Raw genomic sequence first — 18594 nt, 5'->3', positions numbered from 1 at the left:
GATGGGAGGTGGACATGGCGACCGAGCATAAACCGCCGGATCGGGATGAAGACGTGGATGAGCCTTCGGAAGAAGAGATTAAACGGCAGAAGCGTTCGACACCGGACTGGAAGCATCCTGATGACGGTAAAGAGCTGTCGGATCGGGATATGGAGTTTCCGTTGAAGCCCTGATTGGCTGGGTATCTTATGTTGTATGGGGTGTATATCCGTTTTTTGGTGATGGCTGCTGGCGGTTTCGCTTTTACAGCGAGTCACTTTGGAAAAGAGCCCCAAAGTAACCAAAGGGCTCTTGCCCCTTTCGTTCGGTGCCTCGCCTAGGCTCGGCATGCCCTCGCTCCGGTCCTGCTCCGTGGGCCCGCCGCCATCGGCCATCCATGCCGGGTTGCCCACTGCGCAGAACCTCCACTCGGCCTCACGAGGGGGCGGTGCGTCCAGATCAAAAGCAGGCGAGCTAACGCTCGACCTTGAGTGGTGAAGATCAAAAGCTGTATGCCGATCTGCTTTATGTGGGAGCGAGCCTGCTCGCGAAGAGGCCGTGTCAGTTGATATCAATGGTGGATGCTAGTCTGTCTTTGCCAGCAAGCTTGGCTCCTACAGTTAGATTTATGCAGGGCATGGGATTGGTGTGCGCCGCGAGCACTTTTGAAGGACAGGCCGGCCCGTAGGCCGCCTCGCTTTTGCTTTTGCTTTTCTTGCCCCATCGGCAGGCCGAGTGGAGGTTCTGCGCAGTGGGCAACCCGGCATGGATGCCGGGTTAGCCGCGCACGGCCATGGATGGCCGATCGCGGCGGGCCCACGGAGCAGGACCGGAGCGAGGGAACCCTGAGCCTCAGCGAAGGGCCGTACGCCCGGGGCAAGAGCCCTTGGTTACTTGGGGCTCTTCCAAGTGACTCGCTGTAAGAGCGAAACCAATAGCGGCCGTTACCGCAAAAACGGATATGTACTCAACACCTCAACACCTCAACACCTCAACACCCCTCAAATTGCCTCATTCCACCGAATCTGCGTAATCCCCAATTCCCGAGCCTCAACCCGCGCAGTCTCAAGGCTCAGATGGATGTCGATCTGCCGACCCGCCTTCGGATAAGCATGCGCAAACGCCGAATGTATCGCCTCGACATCCGAAAACTCCACTGCCAACTTGAAAAAGTGCTGTCGCACTCCGTCAAACAAATAATGCACGGCATAAGGAACGAGTTCGCTCATGGTTTTCTCCTGAAGCGAATCAAAGACTTAGCTCAATAATCGAAGGGGAAGTCAGAGAGATCTGCGATACAAACATCGTGCAGAATGAGAAGACTTAAGATAGAAGAGGCTCAAGGAGCCTCCGCTATTGAGAGTGTTCCGACATCGGGTTCGTTCAGTTCTATTGCCGAACAGATTCCGGGCGTTTCAGACGTCTTCCAGGTGCTCAAAATCGGGGTGTTCAGCCCGATAACCCAGGGTTCTGTCGATCCACGCGTTCAGCTCATTGACCATGACCGGAGGTTTGCCCGGATAGCCTTCGAGGGTTGAACGCAGCACGCTGTTGATGTTGGAAATTGAACGCAAGTTTCGGGTCTTTATGTATTGCCCGATAAAACAGTCGAGTTGGTAACGTTCTGTCTTTGAAAGATAAACGCACTCCAGACCGCCGACTTGATTAATTATTAAATCGTCGCGCAATTTAGTTCTCTGCAAGGCTTGTAGTTGTAGGGATTTCCTTAGTTTGCTGACTCTTTGGTCAACTGGGTGGTGCCGAGGGAAATGCGGCGCGAATCCTAGCTGTAGTATTACTAAATGTATCGAATTGTCGGACAAGCGGTTAACGCGTGAATGCGTCACTCTCTCCAAGTGTCTCTTGGGTGAAACAGCAGGTGTAACGTTTAAGAATTTAGTTTGTATATACAACTGTTATTTATGCCTGCATGGCTGTCGATATTGATAAGTTCAGGTCATTTCCTCAATGAGCGCTGCGCCTTGATTTCTGGCATTGCCGATGGCTTTGCCGACCTTGTACCACTCGAAGACCTCGCTGGGTTCACCTTGCAGAAGTGCTATGTGCTCGGCGCGCTGTGGTGGTGTGGCCGGATCGAGCCATTCCCTCGCCAGTTCTGCGGACAATACGACAGGTCTGCGATCATGAATGTCGAGCATCCCGCCCGCACTGTCCGCCGTGATGATCACAAAGCCGTCGTCGGCCCTTGGCTCTCCGCCGACGGAAGGAAATTGTCCGATCGCCGCACAGAAGATCGGCCCCCGGTCCCGGCGGCGGATGAGCCACGGTTGCCTCGCCGAGTCCCCGGCATCGACCCATTCGAACCAGTTGTCGACCGGCACGATTGCCCGGTGTGGCCAGATCGCCCGGAAGAACGGGCCGTGGGCGACTTTCTCGACCCGCGCATTGATCGGCGCGGCGCGGTCCTTCGCCCAATGTGGCCGCCAGCCCCAGCGTTGCGAATCGGCGTGCAGCCCGTCGTTCTCCAAGTGCAGCAGCGCGAGCTGGGTGGTCGGCGCGGCGTTGTAGCGCGCCAACGGTTCATCGCCGACGTCGTTGATCAGTGCATCGGGGATGCCGAGCACCGCCACGAAATCGTGAATACCCCGGTACTGCGACAGTCGTCCACACATCGGCGCAATCCCCCGTTTGGAATCTTCAGCTTAGTGCTTCAGATCACATGCGCGCGCTGCAGTTCGGTCAACGACAACGCCTTCAACTGCGCCAGCAACGGGTCTCGCCGATCACGGGGATGCGCCAGTGTGACCGCCAGTTCCTGACGAATGCTGCTGGGGCGATTGTCCATCACCAGCACGCGATCGCTGAGGTACAGCGCTTCATCGACGTCATGGGTCACCAGCAGCAGGGCGATGGCATGGCGCTCGGCCAGTTGCAGCAGCAGGTCCTGCAATTTCATCCGGGTAAAGGCGTCCACTGCGCTGAACGGTTCGTCGAGCAACAGCACTTGCGGGCGCGAGTAAAGACCACGAGCGATTGCCACGCGCTGGGCCATCCCACCCGACAGCGCCTTGGGCAGGGCCTGGGCGAAACCGCCGAGGCCGACTTCGTCGATCAGTTGCGTGACCCAGGCTTTGTCGTAATGGTGGTCGGCGCTGAAGCCGATATTCTGTTCAACGGTCAGCCAGGGCATCAGCCGAGGTTCTTGAAAGACGAACGCGACCTCACCGGCGCGGTTGCGCAGTTCACCGTGATAGTCTTTTTCCAGCCCTGCGACGATCCTCAGCAAGGTGCTTTTGCCGCAACCGCTGGGGCCCAGCAGGCTGACAGCTTCCCGTGGCTGCAATTGCAGGTGAATGTTCTGCAACACGGTGGTGGTGCCGAAGGTTTTGCGCTCGACGCGAATGTCCAGCAAGTGTTCGGTCATGGCTCAATCCTCTGCGCTGTGGCCGTTGAAGGTGTCGCGCCAGGCCAGGAAACGTTTCTCCAAGCCGGCGAGAATGCCGTCGCTGAGTTTGCCCAGCAATGCAAGCACGATGATGGCGGCTAGCACGATGTCCGGGCGTGACGTCTCGCGTCCGTCACTGAGCAGATAACCCAGGCCTTTGGTCGCAGCGATCAGCTCAGCCGCGACCAAAAACATCCAGGCCAGGCTCATGCCGCTGCGCAATCCGGTGAACAGGCCGGGCAGGGCGGCGGGCAACAGAGTCCGCCGCACCAGGCGCGTGCGGCTAAAGCCGTACATCTGGCCGACTTCCACCAGTTTGCGGTCGATGTCGCGGATCGCCGCCACGCCGTTGAGGTACACCGGAAAGAACGCGCCGATGGCGATCAGGACGATTTTCGAGGTTTCGTCGATGCCCAGCCACAGCAACAACAGTGGCACCCAGGCCAGGCTTGGAATCGAGCGCAAACCGGCGAACGTCGGTTCCAGCCAGGCTTCGGCTTCGCGGCTCAGACCGACCCAGGCGGCAAACACCAGGGCCAGGCTGGCACCAATGGCGAAACCGAGCAGCACCCTCAACAGGCTGGCACTGATGTGTTTCCACAATGCGCCTTCGGCAAGGTCGCGCAACGTCAGGGCGATTTCGCTGGGGGCGGGCATTTGGTAGGACGGCAACCAGCCGATGCGGACCACGAATTCCAGTACAAGCATGATAAGGAACGGCAGGGCCAGTCCCTTGAGGCGCAGGCGCCAGGCGTTGCTCAGCCGGTGCGGTGTGGGTAATGCCAGGTGCGTGGGGAGGGTTTTGCTTTTGCTGGTCATGAGGGGCTCCGGTCATGACGAATCCGCGACGGGCGCGGATTTTGAGGATCAAAAGATCGCAGCCTGCGGCAGCTCCTACTGGCGTGCCACGGTTTCCTTGAAGCCGGTGTCGATCAGTTGATCAATCACTTGATCGACGTTGACCCCGCGACGAACCAGTTCTTCCGACACCAGGATCGGTGCGGCAGCCTTGGAGGCGATCACATCGTTGGCGGTCAACTGCGGGCTGCTCAGGTCAGTTCGCGACAATTGCAGCTTGGCCACTTCCAGCGGCAGGCCGGATTCGGTGGCGAGCAATTTCGCCAGCTCCTCAGGATTTTTTACCGCCCAGTCGCGGGCCTTTTCGTACGCCTTCAGTACGGTGTCGATGGTCTGCGGGTGCTCTTTCGCATACGTGTCGGTGACGCTGACCACGCCGTAGCTGTTGAAGCGGGTGTTGCGATAGAGCAAGCGCGAACCGGCCTGGACCTGGCTGGCGGCCATGTGCGGATCGAGCCCGGCCCAGGCGTCGACGTCACCTTTCTCCAGCGCGGTGCGGCCGTCCGGGTGCTGCAAATGCACCAGTTCCACATCGTCCTTGCTCAAGCCGGCCTGTTGCAGGCTGCGCAGGGTGAACAGGTACGGATCGGTGCCTTTGGTCGCGGCGATTTTCTTGCCTTTCAGATCAGCCACTGTTTTGTAGGGTGAATCCTTGCGGACCACCAACGCAGTCCATTCGGCACGGCTGTACACGTAGACCGATTTGATCGGGCTGCCGTTGGCGCGGCTGAGTACCGCAGCGAGGCTGGCGGAGGAAGCGAAGTCGATGCCGCCGCTGTTGAGGTATTCCAGCGAGCGGTTGCTGCCCTGGCTCAGCACCCAGCCGACCTTGGTCTGTGGCAGGGCTTGTTCCAGAAAACCGAAGTGTTTAAGCACCAGGCTGACCGGTGAGTAATAGGCGTAATCCAGATGGACTTCGGCTGGAGGTGCTTCAGCTGCCTGAGCCAGCGGTTGCAGGCTCAGGGCCAGGGCGCAGGCGCTGAGCAGGTACTTGTACGTGGAAAAACGGAAGGTGGGTTTCATGAGACAGCTCCAGGCAAGGCGGCAAGGTTCTTATTTCTAAAAGATCATTTTTTAAAACGCTTCCTGCATAAAAGGAATATTGCAGGCTCTGTGCCATGTTGAAGCGGTCCAGGGTTTTCAAGGCGTTGGCGCTGTTGGCGTGTCAGGGAGCTGTTCGCGGGAAAACAGTCTGTTGAGTCGCTGTTGCCGGGCGAACATCGGTGACTGTCGATCCGTCGTCGCGCGGCTCGCGCAAGCGCCGGAACCAAACACTGTGTACCCTTATCCAACCAGCGCCCGTACAGATGTGCGGGTGTAACGGTTCGGCCAAGGCACATCATGAAACAGCTGTTCAAGGTTCTCTCTGTACTCGCCATTGCCGTCGGGCTGGCGGGCTGTATCGCTTCCCCCATCGAGTTGACGCCGCAGACCGAACAGCGTCTTCGCGCACAGCCACCGATCCGCTTTCTCCTGACCTTTGACGACGGTCCCAGCGCCTCGAGCTTCTGGAATCCGACGATGACGGTGCTCGACAGCCTGGCCAGCAACCCGGTGCAACCGAACCTCAAAGCGGTGTTTTTCGTACAGACCGGCGCGCCACGGGCGGGTGATAGCGACATCGGTCGTGAGGTCATGCGCCGCGAACACGCAGAAGGGCAGATCCTGGGGTTTCACACCGCCACTCACTCGCACACCAATCACCGCTCGCTGAGCCCGGAAGAACTGGAGCAGTCGCTGACCAAGGGCTGTGCCGATATTGCCGCGATCACCGGCGCGCCACCGACCCTGGTACGCCCGCCGTTCTGGAACTACGACAAACGCGTCTTCGCCGCGTATCAACAGCACGGCCTGCATGTGCTGCTGACTGACCTGAGCGCCAATGACGGAAAAATCTGGGGCTTCAATGCAAGCCCTCGGCGGCGATCGCACATGCTGCGTTCGATGTCTGAAGTGCGCGAACGCATCGCCCTTGGCGAGCTGCCGGTGGTGGATGGGGTGATCCCGGTGGTGGTGACCTTCCACGACCTCAATCGTTATACCGCCCGGCATACCCGTGAATACCTGCAAATCCTCCTCGACAGTGCGCAGGCGACCGGGGTGAAAACCGCAGCAAAACCGTTTTACGACGACACGGCCACGCTGCAACGGGCGGCGCTGGCGCGCACGGTTCGGGACAGTTCAGAGCCGGTTAAATTGCCGGGGATCTGGAATTGGATCTGGGACGGCGATTCTCATTGAAAACTGTCTGAAGTGAGAGGCAGATAACATTTTTGCCTGCGCAAAATCGGTAAACCGGATCTATCCTCTGTGGGATCCAATCCGATCAATTGCCGCCAGAGGCGTCGACCATGGTTCCGATTTCACTCCTTTGCAACATTGTGGAGTCCGGTTTTACGCCGCTGTCCTGCGAGTGCACGGAGAGCGGCGGGTTGTTGCGTATCGAGGTTTTCGAACCGGCCACCGGGCGTGTCGAACTGTTGCTCTGCGGCGTGTCGACCGCGCAGTTGACCAGCGTGCGAGCCATCTCTGACCTGATTGGCGAGTTACGCACCGAAATGAGAGCCGGGCGTCGAGCCTTCGCCGGCTGACAACACGGTCCATCCCCGGCGGTTAACGCGTTCCTTCACTTGTTGATCACGCGGTCCTTGTAGGAGCTGCCGAAGGCTGCGATCTTTTGATCTTGCTTTTAAGAGCAACATCAAAAGATCGCGGCCTTCGGCAGCTCCTACAGAAGCATCGTGGCTGGTTGCAGTTTTTCGATCATCCGCAAGCAATGATTCAACCCCGGCGATACATCGCTCACCCGTCGGCTGAGGATGATCGGCGAGGTCGCGTTGTCTTCCAGCAACGGGGTGAAGCCGATGTCGTCGCGGTGCAGCAACTGCACCGACGCGGGCACCAGCGTTACGCCGATTCCTGCCCCCACCAGTCCGATGGCCGTTTGCAGTTCATTGGTCCATTGCTCCACATGAATACTCACGCCGTAGGATTCGAACAAGGCAATGACGTGATCGGCATAGCTGGGACGCGGATTGCCGGGGTACAGCACGAAGGGTTCCTTCGCCAGTTCCCGAAGGCTGATCGGCCCGGCCAGCAGCGGATGTCCGGCGGGCAGGGCGGCGACCAACCGGTCTTCGGTCAAGACCGTCTGGATAATCGCCGGGTCGTCGATGCGGATGCGGCCGAAGCCGATATCGATCCGCCCGGCCTTGAGCGCCTGCACCTGTTGCAGTGTGGTCATTTCCGAGAGCCCCAGTTCGAGTTCCAGCGGCTCACCGCTGCGCAAGCGGCGGATCAACTCCGGCAGCACGCCGTAGAGTGTCGACGGCGCAAAACCGATGCCCAGCCAGGTCTTTTCCCCGAGACCGATCCGCCGTGTGTTGTCGCACACCTTGCCCAGTTGCTCGAGCAGGGCGGTGGAGTGCTCATGGAAAAAGCGCCCGGCGTCAGTCAGCTTCAACGGCCGTCCACGCTCCAGCAACAGGACGCCGAGTTCGTCTTCCAGTTGCTGGATCTGTCGGCTCAAGGGCGGTTGGGCGATGTGCAGCAGTTCGGCGGCGCGGGTGAAGTTGAGGGTTTGAGCCAGTACCTGAAAATATCGCAGGTGACGCAGTTCCATGGGGCCTCCAAACGTCAATCGGTTGCATACCTTTAAGGTATCAAGTCAGACCAATTCTATATTGGCATCGAGGAAAAAGCCGTACCAGAATCGGTTCCAGAACTTTAAGAACCTGACGGGTATCGCCATGCTTGCCACAACCATTGAATCGATCGAGACGATCATCGTCGATCTGCCGACCATCCGCCCGCACAAGCTGGCGATGCACACCATGCAGAACCAGACCCTGGTGATCATTCGCGTGCGCTGCGCCGATGGGATTGAAGGTATCGGCGAGTCCACCACCATCGGTGGCCTGGCCTACGGCAACGAAAGCCCGGACAGCATCAAGACCAACATCGACAAACACTTCGCCCCGCTGCTGATCGGCCAGGACAGTGGCAACATCAATGCCGCGATGTTGCGCCTGGAGCGCAGCATCCGTGGCAACACGTTCGCCAAATCAGGTATCGAAACCGCGTTGCTCGACGCCCTGGGCAAACGCCTCGGCCTGCCGGTCAGCGAACTGCTCGGCGGTCGCGTTCGCGATGCGCTGCCGGTGGCCTGGACCCTGGCCAGTGGCGATACCGACAAGGACATTGCCGAAGCGGAAAAAATGCTCGACCTGCGCCGCCACCGGATCTTCAAACTGAAAATCGGTGCCGGTGAAGTCAACCGCGACCTGGCCCACGTCATTGCGATCAAGAAAGCCCTGGGCGATCGCGCCAGCGTGCGGGTCGATGTCAATCAGGCATGGGACGAAGCCGTCGCATTACGCGCCTGCCGGATCCTCGGCGCCAACGGCATCGACCTGATCGAACAGCCGATTTCGCGCAACAACCGCGCCGGCATGGTGCGCTTGAATGCCGTGAGCCCGGCGCCGATCATGGCCGACGAATCCATCGAGTGCGTGGAAGATGCCTTCAACCTGGCCCGCGACGGCGCGGCTTCGGTGTTCGCCTTGAAGATCGCCAAGAACGGCGGCCCACGCGCCGTGCTGCGAACGGCCGCCATCGCTGAAGCGGCCGGCATCGGCCTGTATGGCGGCACTATGCTTGAAGGTGGCATTGGCACCCTGGCTTCGGCCCATGCCTTCGTCACGCTGAACAAACTGGCGTGGGACACCGAACTGTTCGGCCCGCTGCTGTTGACCGAAGACATCCTCAGCGAACCGCTGGTCTATCGCGATTTCGAGCTGCACGTGCCGAAAACGCCGGGCCTGGGCCTGAGCCTGGACGAAGAGCGCCTGGCGTTTTTCCGTCGCGACAAAACGTCTACTGCCATTCAACAAGCCTGAGGAAAGCATCATGCTGTTCCACGTAAAAATGACCGTGAACCTGCCGGTCGACATGAATCCAGAAGCAGCCGCCAAGCTGAAGGCTGACGAAAAAGCCCTGGCCCAGCGGCTGCAAGAGCAAGGCAAGTGGCGTCATCTGTGGCGCATCGCCGGGCTCTATGCCAATTACAGCGTGTTCGATGTCGACAGCGTTCAAGAGCTGCACGACTTGCTCATGCAATTGCCGCTGTACCCGTACATGGCGATCGAAGTCACCGCGATGTGCCGGCATCCTTCTTCCATCCGCGAGGATGACCGCTGAACCCAGCCTGTTCAGTCGCCACGCTAATAATTACAAGATGAGGAACCACCATGAACGTCAAGATTTCCCACACTGCCAGCGCCCAGAAATTCCTCGAGGAGGCCAGCGGCCTGCTCAATGACGCGGGTGATCCGCGGGTCAAGGCCCTGGTCTATCGCATCCTGCGCGATTCGGTGAACATCATCGAAGACCTGGCCGTGACCCCGGAAGAATTCTGGAAAGCGGTCAACTACCTCAACGTCCTGGGTTCGCGGCAAGAGGCCGGTCTGTTGGTGGCCGGTATTGGTCTGGAACATTACCTGGACCTGTTGATGGACGCCGAAGACGAGCAGGCTGGCAAGTCCGGCGGCACACCGCGGACCATCGAAGGGCCGCTGTACGTGGCCGGTGCGCCGCTGTCGCAAGGCGAAGCTCGCCTCGATGACGGCGTCGATCCGGGTGTCACGCTGTTCATGCAGGGGCGTGTGTTCAATACGGCTGGCGAACCATTGGCCGGCGCCGTGGTGGATGTCTGGCACGCCAACACCGGCGGCACTTACTCGTACTTCGATACCTTGCAATCGGAGTTCAACCTGCGTCGCCGCATCGTCACCGATGCCGAAGGTCGCTACCGTTTCCGCAGCATCGTGCCGTCGGGTTATGGCTGCCCACCGGACGGTCCGACCCAGCAATTGCTCGATCAACTGGGCCGTCATGGCCAGCGTCCGGCGCACGTGCATTTCTTCATCTCGGCACCGGATCATCGTCACCTGACCACCCAGATCAACCTCGATGGCGACCAATACCTTCACGACGATTTCGCCTACGCCACCCGTGATGAGCTGATCGCGAAAATCACCTTCAGCGATGATCAGGAGCGCGCAGCGGCGCATGGCGTCAGTGGTCGTTTCGCCGAGATCGAATTCGATTTCACGTTGCAGTCGTCCGCCCAGCCTGAAGAGCAACAGCGTCACGAGCGGGTTCGCGCCCTCGAAGACTGATCCCTGGGTCCTGTAGGAGCTGCCGCAGGCTGCGATCTTTTGATCTTTTTAAACGCAGATCAAAAGATCGCAGCCTGCGGCAGCTCCTACAGTGAGGCGAGCATGCTCCACAGGTCAGTCCGCTGACACTTCGCTGCAAGTACTGCCTTAGAATGAACCGACGCAATCGATAACAACAATGAGAGTGGCCCGATGATGCACGCGCAACTGTTGAGTCAGCGCAGCAGAGTGTTCGACCATGCCGACCCGTACGCGGTGTCGGGCTACGTCAATCAGCACGTCGGCAATCATTGCATCCTGATGCCCAGGGCCGGTCGGCCGCTGGCCAGTCTTGATCATCGTAAATTCGCCAGCCTCGACCTGTGCCGCATCAGTTACGGCGCCAGCGTGCGGGTGACGTCGGGCGCACTGGACAGCGTTTATCACCTGCAAGTGCTATTGCGCGGCAACTGCCTGTGGCGTGGTCACGGCGACGAACATTATTTTGCGCCGGGCGAGCTGCTGCTGATCAATCCCGATGATCCTGTGGACCTGACCTATTCCGACGATTGCGAAAAATTCATCCTGAAAGTGCCCTCGCGCTTGCTGGAGTCAGTGTGCGACGAGCAGCGTTGGCGGTATCCGGGGCAGGGCGTGCGGTTCCTGGAGAACCGTTATCAGCTCGATGAGCTGGAAGGTTTCGTCGGCCTGCTGGCGATGATTTGCCAGGAAGCCGAGGCCACCGAGCAGCTCCCCAAGGTGCAGGAGCACTACGCGCAAATCATCGTCAGCAAGATGCTCAGCTTGATGAAAACCAATGTCAGCCGGGTCAGTCTCGCTTCCCCCTCGGCCTCGTTCGAGGTGATCGCCGATTACATCGCGCGCAACCTGAAGCATGATATCGACAGCGAAGAACTGGCGCGCCAGGCGCGGATGAGCTTGCGCTCGTTATATGGTTTGTTTGAACGCAATGCTGGTGCCTCGCCGCAAAACTACATCCGGCAGAAACGGCTGGAGCGCGTTAATGCCTGTCTTAGCGACCCGACCTGCAACGTGCGTAATGTCACCGAAGTGGCGATGGATTACGGGTTCCTGCACTTGGGAAGGTTCTCTGACAGCTACCGTAAACAGTTCGGCGAATTGCCCTCTGATACCTTCAAGCGTCGGGTCTGAATCAACCTCTAACGCCAATCACCTGTAGGAGCTGCCGAAGGCTGCGATCTTTTGATTTTGATTTTTAAAGCAAGATCAAAAGATCGCAGCCTTCGGCAGCTCCTACAGGTGATCGCAATTCCATTGCACAAAACGGATAAAGGTCTGCACCCAGCGGATAGTCCGCCACAGCCCCCCGTCCTAGCATGGCCCTGCCTGAATAAAAACAATGGAGGCGGCGGCCATGTCCCTGCGACCCGAATACCTTCACTCCCTGCTTGAAGACAATCCAGAACAGGGCATCTATCGCTGCAAACGCGAGATGTTCACCGACCCGCGGCTGTTCGACCTGGAGATGCAGCACATCTTCGAAGGCAACTGGCTGTACCTGGCTCATGAAAGCCAGATCCCCAACATCAACGATTTCTACACCACCACCATGGGGCGCCAGTCGATCTTCATCGCGCGCAACAAGGACGGTGTGCTCAACGCCTTCATCAATGCGTGCAGCCATCGTGGTGCAACGCTGTGCCGGCACAAGTCCGGCAACAAGAGTTCGTACACCTGCCCGTTCCACGGCTGGACGTTCAGCAATTCCGGCAAGCTGCTCAAAGTCAAGGACCCGGCGGCGGCCGGCTACCCGGCGAGTTTCAACTGCGAAGGCTCCCATGACCTGACCAAAGTCGCGCGTTTCGAGTCCTATCGCGGCTTCCTGTTCGGCAGCCTGAAGGCCGATGTGGTGCCGCTGGTTGAGCACTTGGGCGAATCGGCGAAGATCATCGATATGATCGTCGACCAATCCGCCGATGGCCTGGAAGTGCTGCGCGGTTCTTCCAGCTACATCTACGAAGGCAACTGGAAACTCACCGCCGAAAACGGCGCCGACGGCTATCACGTCAGCTCGGTGCACTGGAACTACGCAGCCACCCAGAACCAGCGCAAGCAGCGCGAGGCCGGTGCCAGCAACCCGACCATGAGCGCCGGCAGCTGGGCCAAGCAGGGCGGTGGTTTTTACTCGTTCGACAAGGGCCACATGTTGCTCTGGACCCGTTGGGCCAACCCCGAGGACCGTCCGCTGTACGAACGTCGCGATGAATTGGCCCAGGACTTCGGCAAGGCCCGCGCCGACTGGATGATCGAGAACTCGCGCAACCTGTGTCTGTACCCGAACGTGTACCTGATGGACCAATTCAGTTCGCAGATTCGCATCGCCCGGCCGATCTCGGTCAACCGCACAGAGATCACCATCTACTGCATCGCCCCCAAAGGCGAAAGCGATTGCGCGCGGTCGAGCCGGATTCGTCAGTACGAGGATTTCTTCAACGTCAGCGGCATGGCCACACCGGACGATCTGGAAGAGTTTCGTTCCTGCCAGACCAGCTATCAGGGCAGCGTCACGACGTGGAACGACATGTCCCGTGGTGCTGAACACTGGATCGAAGGCGCCGATGACGCGGCCAAAGAAATCGACCTGCATCCGCTGCTCAGCGGTGTACGCACCGAAGATGAAGGCCTGTTTGTGCTGCAACACAAGTACTGGCAGCAAACCATGCTCAAGGCGTTGGCCGCCGAGCAGTCCGAATTGATTGCAGTGGAGGCGGTGCAATGACCATCACCTTTGATGCCGTACGCGATTTTCTGTACCGCGAAGCGCGCTACCTCGATGACCGCCAATGGGACGAATGGCTGGAACTGTATGCCCCGGACGCGACGTTCTGGATGCCGTCCTGGGACGACAACGACGAGTTGACCGAAGACCCGCAGCGGGAAATCTCGCTGATCTGGTACGGCAACCGCACCGGCCTGGAAGATCGCATCTTTCGCATCAAGACCGAACGTTCCAGTGCGAGCATTCCGGACACCCGCACCTCGCACAACATCAGCAACATCGAACTGCTGGAACAGGCCGACGGGTTGTGCAAGTTGCGCTTCAACTGGCACACCCTGAGTTTTCGTTACAAGACCGTCGACAGCTATTTCGGCAGCAGTTTCTACACCCTCGATGTGCGCGGTGAAAACCCGCTGATCAAGGCCAAGAAAGTGATCCTGAAGAACGACTACGTTCGCCAGGTCATCGATGTTTACCACTTGTGAGGCGGCCGTCATGACTCATTCCATCGCATTCAATTTCGAAGACGGCGTCACCCGGTTTATCGACGCCAATGCCGGCGAAACCGTGGCCGATGCCGCGTATCGCCAGGGCATCAACATTCCGCTGGACTGCCGCGACGGTGCTTGCGGCACGTGCAAGTGCTTCGCCGAAGCCGGGCGTTATGACCTGGGCGAGGAATACATTGAGGATGCGCTCAGCGCGGAAGAAGCCGAGCAAGGTTTCGTCCTGACCTGCCAGATGCGCGCCCAGAGCGATTGCGTAGTGCGGGTGCCGGTCTCCTCGGATGTCTGCCGTACGCGCCAGGCCAGCTACGACGCGACCATTAGCGCCGTGCGCCAGTTGTCCGACAGCACCATCGCGTTGTCGATCAAGGGCGAGGCGCTGAGCAAACTGGCGTTCCTGCCGGGGCAATATGTGAACCTCGGGATTCCCGGCAGCGAGCAGACCCGCGCCTATTCGTTCAGCTCGTTGCAGCGGGACGGCGAGGTCAGTTTCCTGATTCGCAACGTGCCCGGCGGCTTGATGAGCAGCTTCCTCACCGGCATGGCCAAGGCTGGCGACAGCATGAGCCTGGCCGGACCGTTGGGCAGCTTCTATCTGCGGGATATCCGCCGACCCCTGTTGCTGCTGGCCGGTGGCACGGGGCTGGCGCCGTTCACGGCGATGCTGGAAAAAATCGCCGGGCAGGGCAGTGAACATCCGCTGCATCTGATCTATGGCGTGACCCACGATTTCGATCTGGTGGAGCTCGACCGACTTGAAGCCTTTGCGGCGCAGATTCCGAATTTCACCTTCAGTGCCTGCGTGGCCAGCCCCGACAGTCAACACCCGCTCAAGGGCTACGTGACACAGCACATCGAACCGCAACATTTGAACGATGGCGACGTCGATGTCTACCTGTGCGGCCCGCCGCCGATGGTCGAGGCGGTCAGCCAGTACATTCGCGAGCAAGGCATCGCGCCGGCAAATTTCTACTACGAGAAGTTTGCTGCCAGCGCGGCTTGAGTTTCTTCGCGGTGACTCGGTTCTGTAGCAGCTGCCGAGGCACGAGGCTGCGTTGGGCTGCGCAGCGGCCCCAGAGGGCGGTCCTGCGGACACGCAACGCAGCCTCGTGCCTCGGCAGCTGCTACAGATCCGGTCGATACGAGTTGTGTTCTGCGACGACTTTTTTTGCAACGAGGTAGGTATGAACAGATTTCACGAGAAAGTCGCGCTGATCACCGGCGCTGCGCAAGGCATTGGCCGGCGCGTCGCCGAACGCATGGCGGCTGAAGGGGCGCGGTTGATTCTGGTTGATCGCTCCGAGTTGGTGTTCGAAGTACAGCAGCAATTGGCGCAGGCCAGTCAGGTCCTCGCGCTCACCGCCGACCTGGAGCAATACAGCGAATGCAGTCGTGTGATGAAGACCGCCGTCGAGCGTTTCGGTCGACTGGATGTGCTGGTCAACAACGTCGGCGGGACGATCTGGGCCAAACCGTTTGAGCATTACGAAGAACAGCAGATTGAAGCGGAAGTCCGTCGCTCGCTGTTCCCGACGCTGTGGTGCTGCCATGCCGCGCTGCCGTTCATGTTGGCGCAGGGCAGTGGTGCGATCGTCAACGTTTCGTCGATTGCCACGCGCAGCGTCAACCGCGTGCCATACGGCGCGGCGAAGGGCGGGGTGAATGCGCTGACGGCTTGCCTGGCGTTCGAAACTGCCGGGCGTGGGGTTCGGGTCAACGCCACCGCACCGGGTGGCACCGAAGCGCCGCCACGGGTTATTCCGCGCAACAGCGCAGAGCAGAGCGCGCAAGAGCAGGGCTGGTATCAGCAGATCGTCGACCAGACGCTCGATAGCAGCTTGATGAAACGCTACGGCACGCTGGATGAGCAGGCCGGTGCCATTCTGTTTCTGGCCAGCGATGAAGCGTCCTATATCACCGGCATGGTCATGCCGGTCGGTGGCGGCGACCAGGGCTGAGGCGTTACAGGCGACGTTGAAACGCCTTGACGATTTTACGCGTGGCCTCGCTGGTGTTCAGGTTCTGCACCGCGTCCAGTGGGTGCCAGATGCAGGCAATGATTTCATTTTGTGGCCGAAGCGCGTCAAAGTTCTCCACGGATGCTTCGAAGACATGGTGCCGGGTGTCGCCTGATTCCAGTTCCATGAGATACAGCATGCCGTCAGCGCCAAGGCCGGTTTCTTCTTGAAGTTCACGCAAGGCGGCGCCCGCAGTGGTTTCGCCGCGCTCGACTTTTCCGCCGGGCAGCGTCCAGCGACTCCTGGGCTTGCGCACCAGCAGAACGTGGCGATCCTGCTCGCAAATGACCGTTGCGCGTACTTTCATCTGTTACCTGATTGCTCGCTGTCATGTAAACGACATAAAAATGCAACATTCGGGCCGAGGCCGCAGTTTCAAGGGTTGGAGCGAGGGTTGCTAGAAATAGTGCCCTGGGATGCTGGAATACTGGCGCGACGTCTGGTCGGCACCTGGGCGAGGGTCGGGTGTAAGGTAGTCAGGTTAATCGTGGTTTATCACTGCCGTAACGGAGGTGACTATGAGTGTTCCGGTTCTGAACAAAATGCACATGAACGGTTATGACGTACTCAGCGTGAACAATGGGCCGTGGCGGGTCTGCACCAAAGGTGACCGTCTTGGCGCTTTTGGAAGCCGGGAGGAGGCACTCGCGTATGCTGCGGCGCTTCCTGCCTATCGGGAAAGGGCTAAGGGATCGCCGGTGAAGCAACAGTCAGAGTGATGTATGCGCCGGGGGGCAGATCAATAGATCGCAGCCTTCGGCAGCTCCTACACGATCCCCTGTAGGAGCTGCCGAAGGCTGCGATCTTTTGATCTTAATAACCACCACCGCCACCGGAACTATGCGACGGCTCCCGGGCTTTTTGCTGCACAGCGCTCCATTCCGCGCAGGTCATGAAGCTCTTGTGGTCGACCTTGCCTCGGTCATCGAAGCTGACATTGAACGTCTGCTGATGGCCACTCTTGATCAGTCTGTAGTCAAAGCATGTGCCAGGCTCAACCGTGCGATCGGTTATCGATAACGGCTGGCCGCCGATCTGCTGGACCTGCTCCTTGGTCATGCCGTTCTCGACCTTGGCCACCAACGGTTGATCGCCATACAGACGCGATTCGGTGCTGCAACCCGCCGCCGCTGACAGGACCACCATCAACGCACACAGGGGCTTGTTCATGGCAGCGCACCCGCTAATGAGCTTTCGTTCGAGTGATGGCCCGCGCCTTGATTTCTTCGGCGTAGCCCGCCAGTCGTGTTTCGTCTCCCTCAAACACCTCATGCAGCCGATCGAGAGCCTGGGCGTCCGCCTCATTCCCGGCCTGGCGCAACTGCTCGGCTATGCGCAACAATTCAACCGCCGACCACCGCAGATCCGACGCCACGTCTTGCAGGTCGCGCCGAAATTCCTGTTCAGATTCGTTAAGCAACATGATGACCTCCTGCCAGTCTCCGCTACCAAAGATTAGTCTCATTTCGCCGATGAGGCGTTGTGTTCGTCTGATACAAAGGTGATGCCACTTGTCGGGAATATGCAGGCGAATGAGCAAACGAACTGTCGTAGTGGGGTAGCAACTTCTCGCTAGGGTGGGGCAGCCTCAAATGACGACTACCGATGACTTCAGGTTTCACGCACATGAGCTGGTCGTTGATCTAGACGCGGCCACAACGGAAATGATGAAACTTATTTCAGCTCATCAGTTAAGCGGTCCGGAATGGGAGCGGGTCACCCAATGGCATCATGAGGCCTATGAACGCTGGACGACCTACCTGAACACGCGGTCATACGCGGACTCCGGAGGTAACAACAGTACCCCGTAAAATAGGTGCAACGAATGGATGTCCGGACCGCGACGCGCTACATTTCCATTTTCAAGGAATAAGGAAGTGTCATGCGGATGTTGATGGGGGGAGTGGTGCTGGTGCTGCTGGCGGGTTGTTCGTTGCCCGCTTCGCTGGTACCCGGTGAGCCGAATGTCAGCAAGTACAGCAACAAGCCGCCAAAAGACTATGCCGCGTGCGTTCTGCCTGCCTGGCAGCAGGAAATCCCGAAGACGGCTCAAACCCCTATCTCCAACGGCTACAGGATTACCGCGCCTAGCGTCATCACGGCTGATGAGATTGTCGACATCGTGAAATCGAAGGACGGCAGCCGGGTATCGCTGTATCAGGGGCCGCCGTGGGCGAAGTCGGCGGCGATGCGCAAGGCCGTGCGCGACTGCCTGTAGGGTTCAGTCGGAGATGTCGGTCGTCTGGATGAGCGCCTCGTGCGTGCCTGTGCTGCTTTTCTTTTCCCTGCGATCACTCATCCAGTTTTCCACCTGCACACCAAACTCCGCTGGAGCTTTTCTTCCGACCTTTCTGGCGAGATCCAGGATGGTCTGTTGGGCGAGGGCGTCTTCCATGCGTTTCTGTGCGGTCATCATGACCGCATGAACCGCGCAGGGACCTTCAACCGCCCAGTCGGGCGGGACACCTTCGAACAAGGCACAACGACCGCGAATTTCCCGGCAATCGAAAATGAGCTTCTGGCCGTCGATGGCATTGACGATGTCCAGCACACTGATTTCGTCCGAAGGCCGCGCAAGCTTGAACCCGCCGCGCACGCCCTCAGTGGCCACCACCAGTTTTGCCTTGGCCAGTTTGGTAAATATTTTTGCCAGGTAGTCCAGAGGCACACCTTGCAGCTCGGCAAGGTCGCGCACACTCGCTTCACGGGTGTCGCCGCCATTACCTACCAGAAAAATCAGGCAATGAATGCCGTATTCAACGCCCGCGCTATAAAGAGACATGTGTATCTCCGACTAATGTTGTCGCAAATATTAGCAGTGGGTCGAGAGCTAAGCAACGAGTCCGGTTTCGCTGACTACTTTTCCTGGATTGCTATGTTTGCCATTCGCGTGGGTTGTTGAGCTTTT

General features: G+C 59.1%; 25 protein-coding genes. 14 read left to right on the top strand and 11 right to left on the bottom strand.

All coding sequences use genetic code 11. From position 1 onward, the window contains the following. The first annotated feature begins 14 nt into the window (after positions 1-14). Complete coding sequence (locus ACA052_RS17160) at positions 15-173, top strand: hypothetical protein (protein WP_497645932.1); 159 nt, start codon at positions 15-17, stop codon at positions 171-173. 807 nt (positions 174-980) lie between these two features. Here the strand turns inward: ACA052_RS17160 and ACA052_RS17155 are convergent. From ACA052_RS17155 to ACA052_RS17130, 6 genes are all read right to left on the bottom strand, one after another. Further along, entirely contained in the window at positions 981-1208 is a 228-nt protein-coding gene (locus tag ACA052_RS17155; protein WP_497645931.1) for a DUF6555 family protein, read from the bottom strand. A 186-nt stretch (positions 1209-1394) separates the two neighbouring features. Continuing rightward, entirely contained in the window at positions 1395-1667 is a 273-nt protein-coding gene (locus ACA052_RS17150; RefSeq protein ID WP_497645930.1) for a hypothetical protein, read from the bottom strand. A gap of 264 nt (positions 1668-1931) precedes the next feature. Next, a complete protein-coding gene (locus ACA052_RS17145; protein ID WP_497645929.1) occupies positions 1932-2612 on the bottom strand; it encodes an SOS response-associated peptidase in 681 nt (226 codons plus the stop codon). A 38-nt stretch (positions 2613-2650) separates the two neighbouring features. Further along, complete coding sequence (locus ACA052_RS17140) at positions 2651-3364, bottom strand: ABC transporter ATP-binding protein (protein WP_497645928.1); 714 nt, start codon at positions 3362-3364, stop codon at positions 2651-2653. Positions 3365-3367: 3 nt separating this feature from the next. Then, positions 3368-4204, bottom strand: coding sequence for an ABC transporter permease (locus ACA052_RS17135; RefSeq protein ID WP_497645927.1), 837 nt, complete (start codon positions 4202-4204; stop codon positions 3368-3370). A gap of 75 nt (positions 4205-4279) precedes the next feature. Then, on the bottom strand, positions 4280-5266 hold the full coding sequence (locus ACA052_RS17130) for an aliphatic sulfonate ABC transporter substrate-binding protein (protein ID WP_497645926.1): 987 nt from the start codon (positions 5264-5266) through the stop codon (positions 4280-4282). Positions 5267-5584: 318 nt separating this feature from the next. Here ACA052_RS17130 and ACA052_RS17125 point away from each other — a divergent pair, with 318 nt between their 5' ends. After that, positions 5585-6484: a polysaccharide deacetylase family protein gene (locus ACA052_RS17125; protein WP_497645925.1), complete on the top strand. Its 900-nt coding sequence runs from the start codon at positions 5585-5587 to the stop codon at positions 6482-6484. Between the two features lie 110 nt (positions 6485-6594). Continuing rightward, positions 6595-6834, top strand: a complete 240-nt coding sequence (locus ACA052_RS17120) for a DUF1652 domain-containing protein (RefSeq protein WP_497645924.1) — start codon at positions 6595-6597, stop codon at positions 6832-6834. A 137-nt stretch (positions 6835-6971) separates the two neighbouring features. Here ACA052_RS17120 and ACA052_RS17115 read toward each other — a convergent pair whose 3' ends face one another. Continuing rightward, entirely contained in the window at positions 6972-7865 is an 894-nt protein-coding gene (locus tag ACA052_RS17115; protein ID WP_497645923.1) for a LysR family transcriptional regulator, read from the bottom strand. 127 nt (positions 7866-7992) lie between these two features. On the opposite strand from ACA052_RS17115, the gene ACA052_RS17110 reads away from it, so the two are divergent. The 8 genes from ACA052_RS17110 (at position 7993) to ACA052_RS17075 (ending at position 15626) form a co-directional block, all read left to right on the top strand. Further along, entirely contained in the window at positions 7993-9141 is a 1149-nt protein-coding gene (locus ACA052_RS17110; RefSeq protein ID WP_497645922.1) for a muconate cycloisomerase family protein, read from the top strand. A 10-nt stretch (positions 9142-9151) separates the two neighbouring features. After that, positions 9152-9442 carry a muconolactone Delta-isomerase gene (gene catC, locus ACA052_RS17105; RefSeq protein WP_157713037.1) on the top strand — a complete coding sequence of 97 codons (291 nt, stop codon included), beginning with the start codon at positions 9152-9154 and terminating at the stop codon, positions 9440-9442. 50 nt (positions 9443-9492) lie between these two features. After that, a complete protein-coding gene (catA, locus tag ACA052_RS17100; protein WP_497645921.1) occupies positions 9493-10422 on the top strand; it encodes a catechol 1,2-dioxygenase in 930 nt (309 codons plus the stop codon). A gap of 192 nt (positions 10423-10614) precedes the next feature. Then, positions 10615-11574, top strand: a complete 960-nt coding sequence (locus tag ACA052_RS17095; RefSeq protein WP_497645920.1) for an AraC family transcriptional regulator — start codon at positions 10615-10617, stop codon at positions 11572-11574. Between the two features lie 223 nt (positions 11575-11797). After that, positions 11798-13162, top strand: a complete 1365-nt coding sequence (gene benA / locus ACA052_RS17090) for a benzoate 1,2-dioxygenase large subunit (protein WP_497645919.1) — start codon at positions 11798-11800, stop codon at positions 13160-13162. Next, positions 13159-13647: a benzoate 1,2-dioxygenase small subunit gene (gene benB / locus ACA052_RS17085; protein WP_497645918.1), complete on the top strand. Its 489-nt coding sequence runs from the start codon at positions 13159-13161 to the stop codon at positions 13645-13647. The genes benA and benB overlap by 4 nt, the downstream gene beginning before the upstream one ends. Before the next feature lie 10 nt (positions 13648-13657). Then, a complete protein-coding gene (gene benC, locus ACA052_RS17080) occupies positions 13658-14671 on the top strand; it encodes a benzoate 1,2-dioxygenase electron transfer component BenC (protein ID WP_497645917.1) in 1014 nt (337 codons plus the stop codon). A 181-nt stretch (positions 14672-14852) separates the two neighbouring features. Further along, positions 14853-15626, top strand: a complete 774-nt coding sequence (locus tag ACA052_RS17075; protein WP_497645916.1) for a 1,6-dihydroxycyclohexa-2,4-diene-1-carboxylate dehydrogenase — start codon at positions 14853-14855, stop codon at positions 15624-15626. Between the two features lie 4 nt (positions 15627-15630). Here the strand turns inward: ACA052_RS17075 and ACA052_RS17070 are convergent, their stop codons facing one another. Continuing rightward, positions 15631-15993 (bottom strand): NUDIX hydrolase, encoded by a 363-nt coding sequence (locus ACA052_RS17070; protein WP_497645915.1) that lies wholly within the window; start codon positions 15991-15993, stop codon positions 15631-15633. Positions 15994-16204: 211 nt separating this feature from the next. Here ACA052_RS17070 and ACA052_RS17065 point away from each other — a divergent pair, with 211 nt between their 5' ends. After that, complete coding sequence (locus ACA052_RS17065; RefSeq protein ID WP_497645914.1) at positions 16205-16405, top strand: DUF2188 domain-containing protein; 201 nt, start codon at positions 16205-16207, stop codon at positions 16403-16405. Between the two features lie 94 nt (positions 16406-16499). On the opposite strand, the gene osmE is transcribed toward ACA052_RS17065, so the two are convergent. Both osmE and ACA052_RS17055 read right to left on the bottom strand, forming a co-directional pair. Then, positions 16500-16856, bottom strand: a complete 357-nt coding sequence (gene osmE, locus ACA052_RS17060; RefSeq protein WP_497645913.1) for an osmotically-inducible lipoprotein OsmE — start codon at positions 16854-16856, stop codon at positions 16500-16502. Positions 16857-16869: 13 nt separating this feature from the next. Then, positions 16870-17109 (bottom strand): hypothetical protein, encoded by a 240-nt coding sequence (locus ACA052_RS17055; RefSeq protein ID WP_497645912.1) that lies wholly within the window; start codon positions 17107-17109, stop codon positions 16870-16872. Between the two features lie 169 nt (positions 17110-17278). Between ACA052_RS17055 and ACA052_RS17050 the strand changes: the two genes are divergently transcribed. Beyond that, complete coding sequence (locus tag ACA052_RS17050; protein ID WP_497645911.1) at positions 17279-17497, top strand: hypothetical protein; 219 nt, start codon at positions 17279-17281, stop codon at positions 17495-17497. Positions 17498-17568: 71 nt separating this feature from the next. Further along, the gene (locus ACA052_RS17045) at positions 17569-17904 is read left to right on the top strand and encodes a hypothetical protein (RefSeq protein WP_497645910.1); all 336 of its coding nucleotides are present in this window, start codon (positions 17569-17571) and stop codon (positions 17902-17904) included. A 3-nt stretch (positions 17905-17907) separates the two neighbouring features. Here the strand turns inward: ACA052_RS17045 and ACA052_RS17040 are convergent, their stop codons facing one another. Next, the gene (locus ACA052_RS17040; protein ID WP_497645909.1) at positions 17908-18468 is read right to left on the bottom strand and encodes an RrF2 family transcriptional regulator; all 561 of its coding nucleotides are present in this window, start codon (positions 18466-18468) and stop codon (positions 17908-17910) included. Positions 18469-18594 lie beyond the last annotated feature (126 nt).

The organism is Pseudomonas sp. LBUM1644 (assembly GCF_059716195.1).
This window is presented reverse-complemented; position numbering and strand designations above follow the sequence as displayed.